Source organism: Desulfosporosinus sp. FKA, from assembly GCF_002196785.1.
Classification (GTDB): Bacteria; Bacillota; Desulfitobacteriia; order Desulfitobacteriales; family Desulfitobacteriaceae; genus Desulfosporosinus; species Desulfosporosinus acididurans.
Genome location: NZ_NAHZ01000015.1, coordinates 14075 through 28257, shown reverse-complemented (window position 1 = coordinate 28257; position 14183 = coordinate 14075). Strand labels below are relative to the sequence as shown.

16 protein-coding genes are annotated in these 14183 nt (G+C 43.8%); all 16 read right to left on the bottom strand.

What is annotated here, in order from left to right:
* Window positions 1-450: 450 nt before the first annotated feature.
* Window positions 451-588, bottom strand: coding sequence for a hypothetical protein (locus B5771_RS24115; protein ID WP_172408143.1), 138 nt, complete (start codon window positions 586-588; stop codon window positions 451-453).
* Window positions 589-623: 35 nt separating this feature from the next.
* Window positions 624-749, bottom strand: a complete 126-nt coding sequence (locus tag B5771_RS25015) for a hypothetical protein (RefSeq protein WP_047809715.1) — start codon at window positions 747-749, stop codon at window positions 624-626.
* A 235-nt stretch (window positions 750-984) separates the two neighbouring features.
* Window positions 985-1839: a polysaccharide deacetylase family protein gene (locus tag B5771_RS03640; protein ID WP_088186318.1), complete on the bottom strand. Its 855-nt coding sequence runs from the start codon at window positions 1837-1839 to the stop codon at window positions 985-987.
* Window positions 1840-2287: 448 nt separating this feature from the next.
* On the bottom strand, window positions 2288-3232 hold the full coding sequence (secF, locus tag B5771_RS03635; protein ID WP_088186317.1) for a protein translocase subunit SecF: 945 nt from the start codon (window positions 3230-3232) through the stop codon (window positions 2288-2290).
* Window positions 3232-4470 (bottom strand): protein translocase subunit SecD, encoded by a 1239-nt coding sequence (gene secD / locus B5771_RS03630; protein WP_088186316.1) that lies wholly within the window; start codon window positions 4468-4470, stop codon window positions 3232-3234. The genes secF and secD overlap by 1 nt, the downstream gene beginning before the upstream one ends.
* A 111-nt stretch (window positions 4471-4581) precedes the next feature.
* Window positions 4582-5244 carry an HD domain-containing protein gene (locus tag B5771_RS03625; RefSeq protein WP_088186315.1) on the bottom strand — a complete coding sequence of 221 codons (663 nt, stop codon included), beginning with the start codon at window positions 5242-5244 and terminating at the stop codon, window positions 4582-4584.
* A 176-nt stretch (window positions 5245-5420) separates the two neighbouring features.
* Window positions 5421-5834, bottom strand: a complete 414-nt coding sequence (gene yajC / locus B5771_RS03620; protein WP_088186314.1) for a preprotein translocase subunit YajC — start codon at window positions 5832-5834, stop codon at window positions 5421-5423.
* Window positions 5835-5933: 99 nt separating this feature from the next.
* Window positions 5934-7058, bottom strand: a complete 1125-nt coding sequence (gene tgt / locus B5771_RS03615) for a tRNA guanosine(34) transglycosylase Tgt (RefSeq protein WP_088186313.1) — start codon at window positions 7056-7058, stop codon at window positions 5934-5936.
* 48 nt (window positions 7059-7106) lie between these two features.
* A complete protein-coding gene (gene queA / locus B5771_RS03610; protein ID WP_088186312.1) occupies window positions 7107-8129 on the bottom strand; it encodes a tRNA preQ1(34) S-adenosylmethionine ribosyltransferase-isomerase QueA in 1023 nt (340 codons plus the stop codon).
* A 26-nt stretch (window positions 8130-8155) separates the two neighbouring features.
* Complete coding sequence (locus tag B5771_RS03605) at window positions 8156-9490, bottom strand: SpoIID/LytB domain-containing protein (protein WP_088186311.1); 1335 nt, start codon at window positions 9488-9490, stop codon at window positions 8156-8158.
* 44 nt (window positions 9491-9534) lie between these two features.
* The gene (ruvB, locus tag B5771_RS03600) at window positions 9535-10563 is read right to left on the bottom strand and encodes a Holliday junction branch migration DNA helicase RuvB (RefSeq protein WP_088186310.1); all 1029 of its coding nucleotides are present in this window, start codon (window positions 10561-10563) and stop codon (window positions 9535-9537) included.
* Between the two features lie 30 nt (window positions 10564-10593).
* Entirely contained in the window at window positions 10594-11193 is a 600-nt protein-coding gene (gene ruvA, locus B5771_RS03595; protein WP_088186309.1) for a Holliday junction branch migration protein RuvA, read from the bottom strand.
* The gene (ruvC, locus tag B5771_RS03590) at window positions 11190-11687 is read right to left on the bottom strand and encodes a crossover junction endodeoxyribonuclease RuvC (protein ID WP_088186308.1); all 498 of its coding nucleotides are present in this window, start codon (window positions 11685-11687) and stop codon (window positions 11190-11192) included. Before ruvC ends, ruvA begins: the two co-directional genes overlap by 4 nt.
* 80 nt (window positions 11688-11767) lie before the next feature.
* Window positions 11768-12136, bottom strand: a complete 369-nt coding sequence (locus B5771_RS03585) for a hypothetical protein (protein WP_088186307.1) — start codon at window positions 12134-12136, stop codon at window positions 11768-11770.
* Window positions 12137-12277: 141 nt separating this feature from the next.
* Complete coding sequence (locus B5771_RS03580; RefSeq protein WP_088186306.1) at window positions 12278-13030, bottom strand: YebC/PmpR family DNA-binding transcriptional regulator; 753 nt, start codon at window positions 13028-13030, stop codon at window positions 12278-12280.
* Window positions 13031-13139: 109 nt separating this feature from the next.
* Entirely contained in the window at window positions 13140-14063 is a 924-nt protein-coding gene (gene cysK, locus B5771_RS03575; protein WP_088186305.1) for a cysteine synthase A, read from the bottom strand.
* Between the last annotated feature and the right edge of the window lie 120 nt (window positions 14064-14183).

Genomic DNA, 14183 nt, shown 5'->3' with positions numbered 1-14183 from the left:
CACCCGTTCGCCCCCGACTTTCTTTGCTGCTAGTATAGCCTATTTTATCCAATCTAATCCGTTTCTGAATTTGCTCGATGCTTAGCTGGGAGGTATCTTAGTCCTATAGTTAGTGAACTCGTTCAGCTTTAGCTGAACGAGTTCACTAGTTTATAATTTGATCACCTAATCTATCTTAACTTAGAAGATAACTCCTAAAGCAATTAAAATTAAGACTGCGATAGCAATGATTCCAGCTCCTACACAACTACCAAAACCATAACCGTACATTAAATCACCTCCGAACTTGTTTAACTTAGAATACAATACCTAAGGCGATAAGCAAAAGAATGATGACAACGACGATTCCAATACCTGCGCCAACACCAACACCAGTTCCACATCCAACTCCAGCTGCTCCAAAAGCCATTTTTATAACCTCCTTCAATCTCTTTATATTAAAATTCTAGTTTAGAATATAACTCCCAGCGCGATCAGAATAAGAATTGCAATAGCTATAATGCCAACACCAACCCCGTAGCCAACTCTTACAGGAGCTACGGGCGCACAACATCCAGCTCCATATCCAGCAGCACCATATCCGTACATAAATACCCCTCCTTATTCCATTCAGAAGAAACGTATTAAAACACAATACCCATTGCGATTAAGAGAAGAATAATCACAACTACAACAGCAATTCCTGGTAAGAAATTAGGTGTGCATACAACGCCATCAACACCGTCAACAGGACCTGCTCCGAATGCCATACTAACTACCTCCTATTTGAAACGTTTATTTCCGGGCTCACTTTAACATATGTCACAGAGATGATATTGTTAATATTTTACTTAAATACTTTTTATTTCCTAGAAGAAAAGGCTTTCGCAAAATGCACCGGCGCCCCTCATAAAGTGAAAAAACCATGCATAAATCGTGGTTTAACTCATCCACTTACATGCACGGTTTTATAGTTATAAGGTTACAGCCCCTTTGAGGAATGTATTAATAATTGGGATTTTGCAGCCGATGAATAAACTCCTTCATTCCCATATTGGCATAACAATATACTCTACGAACATGATAAGCATCTGTATTAGAATCAGCCCACCCGCGAAGAGTAGTAAATGCCATGAGATACCCCGCTTTTTTCACAGCTTGAACTACCGCATTATCTAAATCCCCATAAGGATAGGCGAAATAATCGACGGAATGGCCTAATCCCTTTTCTAAATCTTTCTTGGAACTTTCCAGCTCGCCTAAAACTTTCAATGGGGACAATTTTGTCAGACAGGAGTGATTCCTAGTGTGATCTGCTATATCCCAGCCATTAACTGCAAGCTCTTTAAGCTGAGGCCAGGTCAAAAAACCCTTCTCATTTATATAACTGGAAATCATAAAGACCGTAGCCGTATACCCATATTCCTTTAAAAGAGGATACGCCGTTTGATAATTATCCTCATATCCGTCGTCAAAGGTAATCACAAATGGCTTCTCAGGAAGAGCTCCTCTTTGATAAAGTGATTCATATAATTGATTCAAGGTAATGCTATGATAGCCTTGATGATGTAAATAGACAATTTGGGCTTTAAATTGTTCAGGGGGCATTCTCACTTCGTTATTTGCTTCTCTCATAATAGAATGATAATAAAGAACAGGTATATAACGGGGTGGCGTATTATTTCTTTTATCCTGCGGATCTTGAGATAATTTCGAGGATGGCAGTATATCGACAAGCAAAGCGGAAGAATTTGCGGCCTGAACCTTAGTGCTGTTTAAGGCTGGCTTTCTGCAAGTACAGCCGCCTGAAGTTAGTATCAGAACTATTAAAATTAACGGTCCGATTGTTTTCTTGAACATCGTTTCTCTCCAAAAAGTAATTATTGCAGTTATTAATTGTTTATTTTACCATAATAATACTTATTTCTAAACTCCATCCAGTGAACTCGTTCAGCCAAAGCTGAGCATCGGGGCTTCAGATACAATAATGTCCAGTGGACATTATTGTCGAGCCGCCTTACCTGATAGGAATACTTAGCGGCGAAGGAGAACTCTACCCCACCTGAAGTTAACGGAGGACCCACCCCCACTTAAGAAGTGGGGGTCTTAGAAACTGGATAAAAAATTAGCGAAGATTAAAGACACTGATTTGGCATTTGTGTTTACCTCTGATGAAAGCGATAGCTGTTCCTATGCGAGAGGAAAGATACAAACGAAGGTTATGCGTCCTGATGGTATAAAAAAACGACCCTAAGACTAATTCTTAAGGTCGTTTTCTTATTCTTGATTGATTACAATTAGGTTACAATTAGGCGCGAACAGCTTTACCGCCTTTAGTCGGCTTTTTCATGTGAGTTTTGATTTCAACGAGTATCTGACTCGCATTAAAAATTGAGGAATAAGCTCCGCTGAATACCCCGATCAACATGGCCAGAGAGAAAACTCTTGTTGATTCTCCACCTAAGATAAACACTGAGAACAAGGCAATTAAAACGGTTACAACTGTATTCACGGAACGGCGCATGGTTTGCCATACGGACTTATCAACCATATCCTCATAGCTGTCTCCGCGTCGCATCCGTGTTTCATTCTCACGAATCCGATCGAAGATAACTACCGTATCATTAATGGAGTATCCGAAAATCGTCAGAATTGCTGCCACAAACGTGGAATCGATTTGCCATCGGAACAGCGAAAACAGGCCGACAACGACTAAAACATCATGCAGTAAGGCAATAATCCCCGATATGGCAAAGACAAACTGAAATCTAAAGGATATATAGGCTATCATTAACCCCATGGCAATGAGTAAAGACCAAAAAGCATTGCGGGTAAGTTCTTGTCCCATGGACGGTCCAACTTCATCGACTTGCAGTGTCTTTTTATCGTAATTCGCAACCTTCTTCTGCAAAGCCGTCATTAATTGAGTCTGCTTCTCTTGTTGAAGAGCTTCGGTTCTAATCAGAACTGATTTATTTCCATTGGATAATTGAACTTCACCGCTAAGTCCAACAGATTTCATGGTATCGGTTATAGCACTTTGAGTCACAGCTTTAGTAAAGTTTGCTTCGATCATTGTTCCGCCCTTGAAATCAATGCCCAAGTTTAAGCCGTGCATTAAGAGAGAAATGATTCCCGGGACAATAACTAACAGCGAAAGTGCAAACCACCAATACCGTTTTTTAACGATATTAAAGTAGAGCGGATGTATTTTTTGAACTTCTTCATAAGTTGCCTGATGTCCTTTTTCCATTATACATCCCTCCTAACGCCAAACCATGCCGGATTTAATTTTGCGCTTATCCCAACAATTAAACGCAAAACTAAACGTGTAAAGGTAAGTGCAGTAAACAAACTGGCAACAATACCAACTCCCAGAGTCAGGGCAAATCCTTTAATAGTCCCTGTGCCAAAGTAATACAAGGTCAAAGCAGCAATCAATGTCGTAACGTGAGCATCAATAACTGTGATAAAGGCACGGCTGAAACCTGACTCCACGCCAGCTCGCAGAGATTTTCCGGCACGAACCTCTTCTTTAACTCTTTCGTAGATAATAATATTGAAATCAACGGCCATCCCTATCGAAAGAATGAACCCGGCTATTCCTGGCAGGGTAAGTACAACTCGAAACATCCAGAAAACCCAGAGGACAATGAGTCCGTAGACAACCAAGGAAAAGTCAGCCACAACTCCAGGAAGATGATAAAATACAAGCATAAACAGGAAAATAAAGACTAAACCATAAATCCCTGCTTGAATACTTTTGTGTAAAGAGTCAATTCCTAAAGATGCTCCTACCTGATGTTTCTCTGTAATCGTCATACTAACCGGCAGCGAGCCTGAACGCATCAGCACAGCATCATTAGCGGCAGCTTGAAGCGTTGAATATCCGGTAATCTCTGCCTGGCCATTTGTAATCGGTACATTAACTGTCGGATTAGTTAGCAATTTATCATCGAGATAAATTCCGATCTTTTGACCTACATACTTTGTTGTTAAATCCGCAAACTTTTTAGCTCCGTCGGAAGAAAAGGTCAAGTTAACAACGTATCCTCCTGCTCCGCTTTGATCCTGACCTGCTTTAGCATCGGTAAGTTCAGCACCTTGCAAAACTATGTTGCCTTTAGGATCCTTAAAGGTTAACTGTGCCGTAGTTTTCAGGACATTAACTGCCTGATCCGGATCGGAAACCCCAGCTAAATCTAATACTAAACGTTTGTTGTTATAGTCTGTCTGGATAACAGGCTCTGATACCCCAAGATCGTTAACCCGCTTGGAGATAATCGCTTTCGCCTTATCCATGTCATCATTTGTAATTGGTGCCCCGCTTTTATTGGGCTCGGCTTGCAAAACCAAATGAACTCCACCGCGCAGGTCAAGTCCCAATGGGATGCCCTTAATGGGATCCACAAGGGGTTTTATGGATAGAGCTACTGCCGCAGCTACTATAAGCACCAGCATTACGAGTTTGATGATGTTTCCCCGTTTCATCTGCTTTCCTCCCTTTTAATATGAATGGGACTTGCCCATGCCAATCCCCATTATAAAACGTTCAGGATTCCAATGTCAATCTGAGATGAAGCAGCACGTACTTCTGTGAAATTACAGTAATTTTACTTCGTTAATTTTTAATTCAAACTTCGTTCCGAGAAATCCGGCGGCTTTACGACATAATAACATACGAGCCAAAAAGATTTCAAAATACTCCATGACAGGGCAGATCTCAGTATCAATCGTCAGTTCCAGAGCAACCCGTTCTTTCGGATAAACACGCAAAAATGATTTTTCCACTGCATAGTTGACTCTGTCATGGATGTCAAAGGTAGCCAGATCCAGATTGCGGACGCGAGAGCGATGTACGTCTGATTTATCCGCTAAAATCAAGGCAGCGGAAATACTATTAACCGGATTCCCGTCAGTCTCATCGTGGTTGCCAATCGCCCCAATAATCAGAGCAATTTCTTCAGGATGCATACCGTGCCGTTCCAAAATGCCCGCAGCCAGAATCGCCCCTGTCTGCGCATGAGATACTCGGTTGACCGCGTTTCCGATGTCATGAAGATAACCGGCAATAGCTGCTAATTCGCACTCTCGTTCAGTATGTTCCATTTTTTCTAAGATATTCGAAGCAATATGGGAGACCAGACCTACATGCCTGAGCCCATGTTCCGTGTAGCCAATTGCCGCAAGATGTCTGTTTCCTGCCTCAATTAAACTGTGTACATAGGAATCTCCTTTAATATCTTGCAAGGTTACTTTTTCCAAAACAAACTCCTCCTGCCGCCTAGAAACGAGTATACTAAACCGACGCTAAGGCTTAGGTCATGACTGCCTCAGCAGCATAGTAGTAAAAAACAAGTGGAGAAAGTACCACTTGCTTTTATACAATTGTTCTAATTACCTATTCGCAATTATTAATTACCCCACAACGCTGAAAATTCTCAGGTGTTTTCCTGCTTAGAATTCGATTGAGAATCTTCCTTTTCCAGATTAATCCCATTGTCATTCTGATTATTCTTGTCGCTCTTGCTGTTCTTGTCATTTTTGTCGTTCTTTTTGCCATTCTTTTTAGCATCCTCGGCGGTGATATCCCGGTTCTCAACACTAGTTATCCCTGATTTAGCCACTTCAATCTCTACTTTATCCGCAATTTGCAGCATTACGGAATTGTCTTTAACCTTTGTGATTTTGCCGTATACCCCCCCGGCAGTTAAAACACGATCCTTTACACGCATCCCATTGAGAAGCGCCTGTCGTTGTTTGGCTTGCTTTTGCTGCGGCCTAATCATAAGAAAATACATTATCCCGAAAAAGACCACAAAGTATAGAACTAAAGACATGTTCTGCTGAGACATATTTAAATCCCCCTTAATTTATTCTTTGCACATATTCCCCATGCTATGGCAAAAATCCTGCTCATTAATACCATATAGAAACTTTCTCCCAGGAAATACTTAATCAAACTCGTAGCCATAATCCGCGAAACACTTTTGCCGATATTCTGGTAAACGGTCTTCTCGAATAGCCTCTCTGATTTCGCGCATTAAGTTTTGGAGATACCTCAAATTGTGGATGGTCATCAAGCGAAGTCCTAAAATTTCTTCAGCTTTAAGCAAATGCCTGACATAAGCCCGGGAATAATTTCGACATGTATAGCAATCACAGGTTGGGTCAATAGGGCCAAAATCATGGGCAGAACCGGCATTGCGCACAATAACTTTTCCATAGCGGGTCATGGCTGTCCCATTCCTGGCAATACGTGTCGGGAGTACACAATCAAACATATCCACGCCTCGCATAACTCCCTCAATAATTGCATCCGGCGACCCAACTCCCATAAGGTAACGGGGTTTTTCCCGCGGCAGCAAAGGGACCGTGTAATCCAAAACCTCATACATGATTTCCTTTGGTTCTCCCACACTTAGCCCTCCAATGGCATACCCCGGGAGATCCAGTTCCGTAACTTCTGCTGCACTTTGGCGGCGCAGGTCCTCATACATACCCCCTTGAACAATGCCAAATAACGATTGTCTGTCTGTTGTCGTTAACGTTTCTTTACAGCGCTTAAGCCAACGCGTTGTCCTTTCTAAGGAATTTTTGACATAGTCGTGGGAACTCGGATAGGGAGCGCATTCATCAAAGGCCATAACGATATCAGATCCTATTGCCATCTGTACCTGGGTCGCAATCTCAGGACTCAAAAACTGTCGTGAGCCATCAATATGAGATCGGAACTCAACACCGCTCTCCTGGATTGTGCGCAAATCGCCCAGACTAAAAACTTGGAACCCCCCGCTATCGGTTAAAATTGCCCCATCCCAGTTCATAAAGCGATGAAGTCCGCCGGCTTCCCGGATCAACTCTTGCCCCGGCCGTAAAAAAAGATGATAGGTATTACTTAAAATAATTCCGGCTCCGATCTCCCTAAGCTCTTCCGGAGTCATTGCTTTGACTGTCCCTTGCGTTCCGACGGGCATAAAAACGGGCGTCTCAATTACTCCGTGTGGGGTATGTAACGTTCCCAAACGTGCTTTTGTTCGTGAATCTTCTTTAAGGATTTCCAAATGAACCGCTGCCAAAACCTTCACTTCCTTTTATCTCTAAAGCTCATTATCTTTAAAACTCTCTTAGCGGATAAACATCGCATCGCCAAAACTATAGAATCGATATTGCTGGTCTACAGCTATCTTATAGGCATGTAAGATAAGGTCTCGTCCTGCCAAGGCACTTACCAACATCACTAACGTTGACTTCGGGAAGTGGAAATTCGTCAAAAGGGCATCCACGATCTTAAATTCATATCCAGGATAGATAAATATATCTGTCCACCCCTCACCCGGAACTACTTTTCCCTCGTGACCTACAGATTCCAACGTCCGGGCAACGGTTGTGCCGACCGCAATGACACGCCGGCCGTCCTGTTTGGCTCGGTTAATTCGTTCAGCCGCCTCTGTCTCCACGCGATAATACTCAGAATGCATAACATGTTCCTGAACATCTTCAACTTTAACGGGACGAAAGGTTCCCAGCCCCACATGGAGTAAAATCTCTACGATCTCTACCCCTTTGGCTTGCAGATCAGCAAGAAGTTTAGGAGTAAAGTGCAGTCCCGCTGTGGGAGCAGCGACAGAGCCGCGCTCTTTGGCATAAACCGTTTGATACCGTTCTTGATCTTCCAATTGGGCCGTAATGTATGGGGGCAGAGGCATCTCCCCAAGCTGGTCTAAAATAGTTTCGAAAACTCCCGCATATGTAAATCGAATCTTCCGATTGCCATTTTCCAAAATTTCTTGAAGCTCACCTACTAGCAAACCATGACCAAAACTTACTTTTTGTCCTACCTTTAAGCGCTTTCCCGGCTTGACCAAAGCTTCCCAAACATCAAGTTCCAGCCTTTTTAACAGAAGAACTTCTATTTTAGCTTGTGAATCAACTTTTTCGCCAATTAACCGTGCAGGTATCACACGGGTATTATTCAGTACCAGTACATCACCGGAGTCTAGAAGGGAAACGAGATCACGGAAGGTATGATGCTCTAGGGAACCAGTCTTCCGATCCACAACCATTAAACGCGATGCATCCCGCGGTTCTACCGGATGCTGAGCAATTAACTCCTCCGGCAAGTCAAAATCGAACTCCGAAACATTCACACTATCTTCTCCTTAAAACTGTGGACTCAAAGATTTTTTTCCTCACTAGTTTTTATCAACACATTATTATAATAGAAATGGATAATTTCCTCATAAGTATATCCCATTTGAGCCATATGATAGGCTCCCCATTGAGACATCCCTACGCCATGCCCCCAGCCTCTCCCTTCAAAAATGAAAACGCCATAGGGCTGCGGATCTGCACGAACCCCAAGAGAAGAGCTGATGATTTTCGCGAGCAGCGGACCAGAATTATCTCTATAATTCAACATTTCAAGAACAGATGATATTCCCTTCAAGTTAAAGACCTTTTCCGCCGCAGCAACTTTATGCACGTCAAATAACGTACCTAAAAAAGCGTTCGCTTGAATTTCTTGGCCAAAAGGGTAAAAGGCCTGCACAAACTTTCGTCCCGAAATCGTCAAAGAGCTGCCAAACTCATCCGTTAACAGCACTTTTTGAACTCGGCCTGAAGGGAATTTTTCAACGTTAATGGTTTGAACAGGTCCTAAGCCAAACGCAGAGCCGAGCTGAGGTGCAGAAATTATAAAACGCCAATGGTCTGCCGCTCCGCCTATACCTTCTGAAAACCGATCAGGATGAGCTAGATTATGATTGTCAGCATTTCCCCAGACATTTTTGGCATCTTCAGAATATCCTCCGTTATGAGCCGAATAAAGGGCTTCAATAGGCTGACCTGTGTCAACATCTACGATGATCTTCCCTCGAGTTGCCTCAACTGCCTGAGAAGCCTCACCTTCCACGTTCATACCGGCATAGGCTTGATCAATATCCGGAGAATCTGTAATAGTTTTTCGATTTTGAGTATGCTTTACAAGATAAGTCCGGGCAGCCACAGCCTGAGCTTTTAATCCTTCCAAGCCATACTTAGCCCAAGCATTACTCATCTCAACAGGAACGACACCTTTTAAGTAGTCTTCGCTGTCCAGCTGATTGACGAGCCTCCAGTGATCCTTATGCCAGTCCAGAGTCAGGCTTCCACGATAAACTGCAGCCTTACCTTCCGGAGTTCTTACAACGAGGCTGCCGGAATCTTTCTCCTTAATCTCCAGTTTAGTATCTCTGAAGATTTGGAAATCGCTTTCGTTAACTCTCAAAATGGGATTCCAGCCTCCCCAGCCTACTTCAAGCCTAGAACCCTCGGGAAAATTAAACGTCATAGTTCCGCTGACAACTTGATACAATCCTTGTTCAGCTTGAATTTCAACCCATCCAGCCTGTCCAAATTTCCAAACGAGCTCCACCGAAATTTCCCGAGCTTGACAGATCTTAACCTGAATCATTAGCAGCAGAAAGGTTGCCATCAGCAAAAAGGACCAACGCCGAACACTCCAGAGCATGTCATCACACACCTTCTATGTTCAGATTACCCCATTTCTCTTGCTTATATGCCTTGGGGGCCCTCCTCGTTGCTGAACTTTTGCGGCAATGAATAACCAAAATGATGATAAGCCCTCACTGTTGCCATTCTCCCTCGGGGAGTACGCTGCAAAAAACCCATCTGAAGAAGAAAGGGCTCGACAACATCTTCTAAGGTCTCAGCCTCTTCGCCTATTGTTGAGGCTAAAGTGTCTATACCTACCGGCCCTCCGGCAAAAGCTTCAATGATCGTTCTCAAAGTCTTTTGGTCTATGTTATCCAAACCCACCGGATCGACCTCTAAACGATTGAGAGCTTCTTTGGCGATAGCTTGAGTTACAATTCCATCTTCCCATACTAAAGCAAAATCCCTGACTCGCTTGAGCAAGCGGTTTCCTACTCGGGGAGTGCCTCGTGAACGACGGGCTATTTCATCAGCACCCTCGTCCGTAATTTCTAACTTCAAGATACCTGCGGCCCGCAGGATTATTTTCTTCAAGTCTTCTACTTCATAGAATTCCAGCCGGCTTATTACTCCAAAACGGTCTCGCAAAGGAGACGTCAACTGACCGGCGCGAGTCGTTGCTCCCACCAAAGTAAAAGGAGGTAAAGACAGGCGAATGGAACGAGCACTTGGTCCTTTGCCAATCACTATATCTAAACAACCATCCTCCATGGCAGAATATAAGATTTCTTCAGTGGAACTATTTAAACGGTGAATTTCATCAATAAATAAGACATCACGCGGCTCTAGGGCTGTGAGAATTGCCGCCAAGTCACCGGGCCGTTCAATTGCCGGGCCGGAGGTCGTTCGAATACTTACACCCATTTCCGAAGCAATGATATTAGCTAAGGTAGTCTTACCAAGGCCCGGAGGTCCATATAATAAGACGTGATCCAAAGCTTCTCCCCGGGTCGCTGCAGCCTGGATAAAGATGCTCAGATTATCTTTCACTTTTTTTTGGCCGATATATTCCTTCATCCGATTGGGACGCAGGGCTTCCCCTTCTTGATCCGAAAGTTGCTCTTGCGGAGCTACCAAACGCTCTTCTATTTTGTGCCCCTCCTCTCATGCCGTTACAGTTTAACCTCCCGCTAACAGCCGCAAGGCTTTTTTAACTTGCTCTTCGGTCGTTAATTCTCCTCCGTCCTTGCCGGCATGGGTCAAAGCCCGTCTTGCTTCCTCCAGACCGAAGCCAAGAGCAAGTAATGTTTGCAGGGCATCAGAATGTTGTGAGGGGTTCAAATCAGCAGCAATGGCAGTCTCTTCTGAAGCCAAAGCAAGTCCTTTAAACTTCTCTTTGAGTTCTAAAATTAGCCGTTGGGCAATTTTCTTGCCTACCCCCGGTACCTTTGTTAAGAGGTTAAGATTTTCACTAACAATGGCATTTTCAATCTGTGCAGCTCCAAAAGTAGATAATAAGGATATGGCTGCCTTGGGACCGATTCCTGAAACGCTAATCATCTCTAAAAAAAGCTGTTTTTCTCCCATTGACGTAAATCCATAAAGGGCTATATCATCCTCGCGAATGACAACATGGGTATAGAGGACAAGTTTCTGTCCCGGAACCGCTTTGCCTAACAGTCCGCTTGGTACTGTAAGCAGATACCCTACACCCTGGACCTCCAGTATTAAACGTTCTGCTTGAATTTCCCAGACTGTTCCGCGCAGCATTCCTATCATCGGAAATCCTCCATTCTTCGCTCTAAAGCAAAGCTATGCGCATGGCAAATTGCTAAGGCCAAGGCATCCGCGGTATCATCAGGTTTCGGGACATCATCCAGGCCTAATAACCCCTTGACCATCTGCTGGACCTGTTTCTTGTCTGCTCTTCCGTAGCCAACAACTGCTTGTTTGACTTGCAAGGGAGTATATTCATAAACTGGGATACTCTGTTGAGCCCCCGCTAATAAGACGATTCCCCGGGCCTGTCCGACAGAGATGGCTGTCGTCGTATTACGGTTGAAAAAGAGTTCCTCCACCACAATTTGATCGGGTTGATGGTCCTTAAGATAAGGAAAAATTTGATTATAAAGAATTAATAAACGTTCGGCTAGAGGAGTATGAGCAACGGTGCGCCAACAAGCATAATCCAACGCCCTCAAGCGATTTCCTTTTTGTTCGATAAGACCATATCCCATAATTGCAGTTCCTGGATCAATCCCTAAAATAATCATGTGCGTCTTCCTTTCAGCTATAAATTTTCGACAGAAGACGTACGAATCCTTTTCTTCTTAATAAATAAAGGCCTTTGCTTTTACTCGTTCCATAAATCTTCATTAGCAGTATCGATAAAGGACTGAACTTCATCCAAAGAATTAAACTCGACCTTGGGTGCCATTTCCAGCATAGCTTTTGGCCAAGTCTTCACGTCCAGACCATTTATGATAACCTTACCCTCAGTTCCCGGCTTTCCTTCCCGAACAGAGAGCACATTATTATTAAGACTAAAATGGTAAGCCCTTGTCTCAGGAGCATTAGCAGATACTAAAGCGACGCTGTCTTCCAGATAACCTTTTTGGACAGCTGAAATTTTAGCTGGCAGCCATGAGGCTGCCATGGGAACAAGACTTCCGATTCCCAGTCCCAAGACAAGTACCAAACCTATAGTTTTCCAACGAGACATAAGTAAAAACCCTCCCGACATTGTCCTTTTTCTCTAGTCTTGCCAGGAGGGCACATAATTTAATCGTTTTACTGTTTATCCAATCGTAAGACTCCCACTTCTTTAAGTGGGAGTGGGTCTCCCGTACGAGTTCACTAACTTCTAGAAATCTTCACTTGCCAATTCCTCAGATAAATCAAAATTAGAATATACTCCTTGAGTATCGTCATGATCTTCGAGAGTTTCCATTAAATGAACTATCTTTCGTGCTTGGTCTGCATCTGTAATTTCAATGGTATTTTGGGCCATTGGACTCAGGACTGATTCACTGACGACGATATGCTGCTCTTCAAGTGCCTTGCGAACGTCTTCCATGGCTTCCGGTGACGTGTAGATCACAAACTCCTCTGTATCGTCTTCCAAATCCTCCGCACCGGCTTCCAAGGCGATCATCATTAGATCATCCTCAGAAAACTTAAGGCCTTCCCGGGGAATTCTCAGCTGGCCCTTATCTTCAAACATCCAGCCTACACAGCCGGTCTCGCCCATGTTTCCGCCATTTTTAGAGAATATATGGCGGACTTCGGCCGCTGTTCGATTCCGATTATCGGTGAGAATATCAACCATGACTGCAACGCCTCCGGGGCCGTAGCCTTCATAACGAAGTTCTTCATAGGTTGAACCATCGGTGCCGCCTGCTCCCTTTTGAATAGCTCTTTGAATGTTTTCATTGGGTACATTTTGTGCCTTAGCATTTTCTACGGCTATCTTGAGGCGAAAATTGCCAAGATCTCCGCCGCAGGCTCGAGAAGCTACAACAATTTCCCGCCCAAGCTTCGTAAAGATTTTTCCTTTTTGCGCATCTGCTTTGCCTTTTTTATGCTTAATGTTTGCCCATTTTGAATGTCCTGACATGTGTGTTCCTCCTTATGCTAGTCCGCTTAAATAGTTTAGCATAGGGCAATTTCCCTTGTAAAGACTTTAATCTTCTGATAATTGGCCATCTTTCAAGAGCATTTGGAATCTAACCACGATTTGCGAAAAGTTCAGTGCTTAAATACCGTTCTCCAGTGTCCGGCGCAATAGCTACTACGTTTTTACCTTCACCCAACTCACTGGCAGCCTGAAGAGCCGCACTAACTGCTGCTCCTGAAGAAATGCCTACTAACAGCCCTTCTTGACCGGCGAGTTTGCGGGCGGTTTCTAAAGCATCATCATTGCTTACCGGAATAATCTGATCCAGGATCGACGCATTCAAAACCTTAGGTACAAATCCGGCACCAATTCCTTGAATTTTGTGAGGACCGGGTTTCCCGCCTGATATTACTGGCGATGAAGCCGGTTCTACACCAATAATTTTTACGTTAGGAAGATGTTCCTTCAAGATTTCGCCAACCCCTGTGATCGTCCCCCCGGTGCCAATTCCCGCAACAAAAGCATCAATATTATCAAGCTGTTCCATGAGTTCCAAAACAGTACTTTTACGATGAGCTTCGGGATTGGCAAGATTTTCGAATTGTTGGGGCATAAAATAAGTCGGATTTTCTCGAATAAGGCGTTCTGCCTCTTCGATAGCACCGTTCATGCCTGCTGAGCCCGGAGTCAGCACGAATTCAGCACCATAAGCCGCCATCAGCAAGCGCCGTTCTACACTCATCGTTTCGGGCATTACAACAATCAGACGATAACCGCGTGCTGCGGCAATCATTGCTAATCCAATTCCAGTATTCCCGCTGGTAGGCTCTACGATGGTTCCGCCGGGGCGAAGTACTCCTCGCTTTTCGGCATCCATAATCATTCCTAAGGCTATCCTGTCTTTAATGCTCCCTCCAGGATTAAAGGCTTCAACCTTTACATAAATATTGGCCATCCCCGGTTTTACAATACGCTGCAGCTTTACCAAAGGCGTCTGACCAATTAAATCTGTAATCGAATTAACAACTCGCATTTTAAATACCTCAATTCATATCAATTTACTGTGATTTAATGTTAACAATAAAGAGCATCATTGTCAAGTGAACTAGTTCAGCTAAAGCGAACCATCAGGGTTTCGGTAACGAAAGTGTCC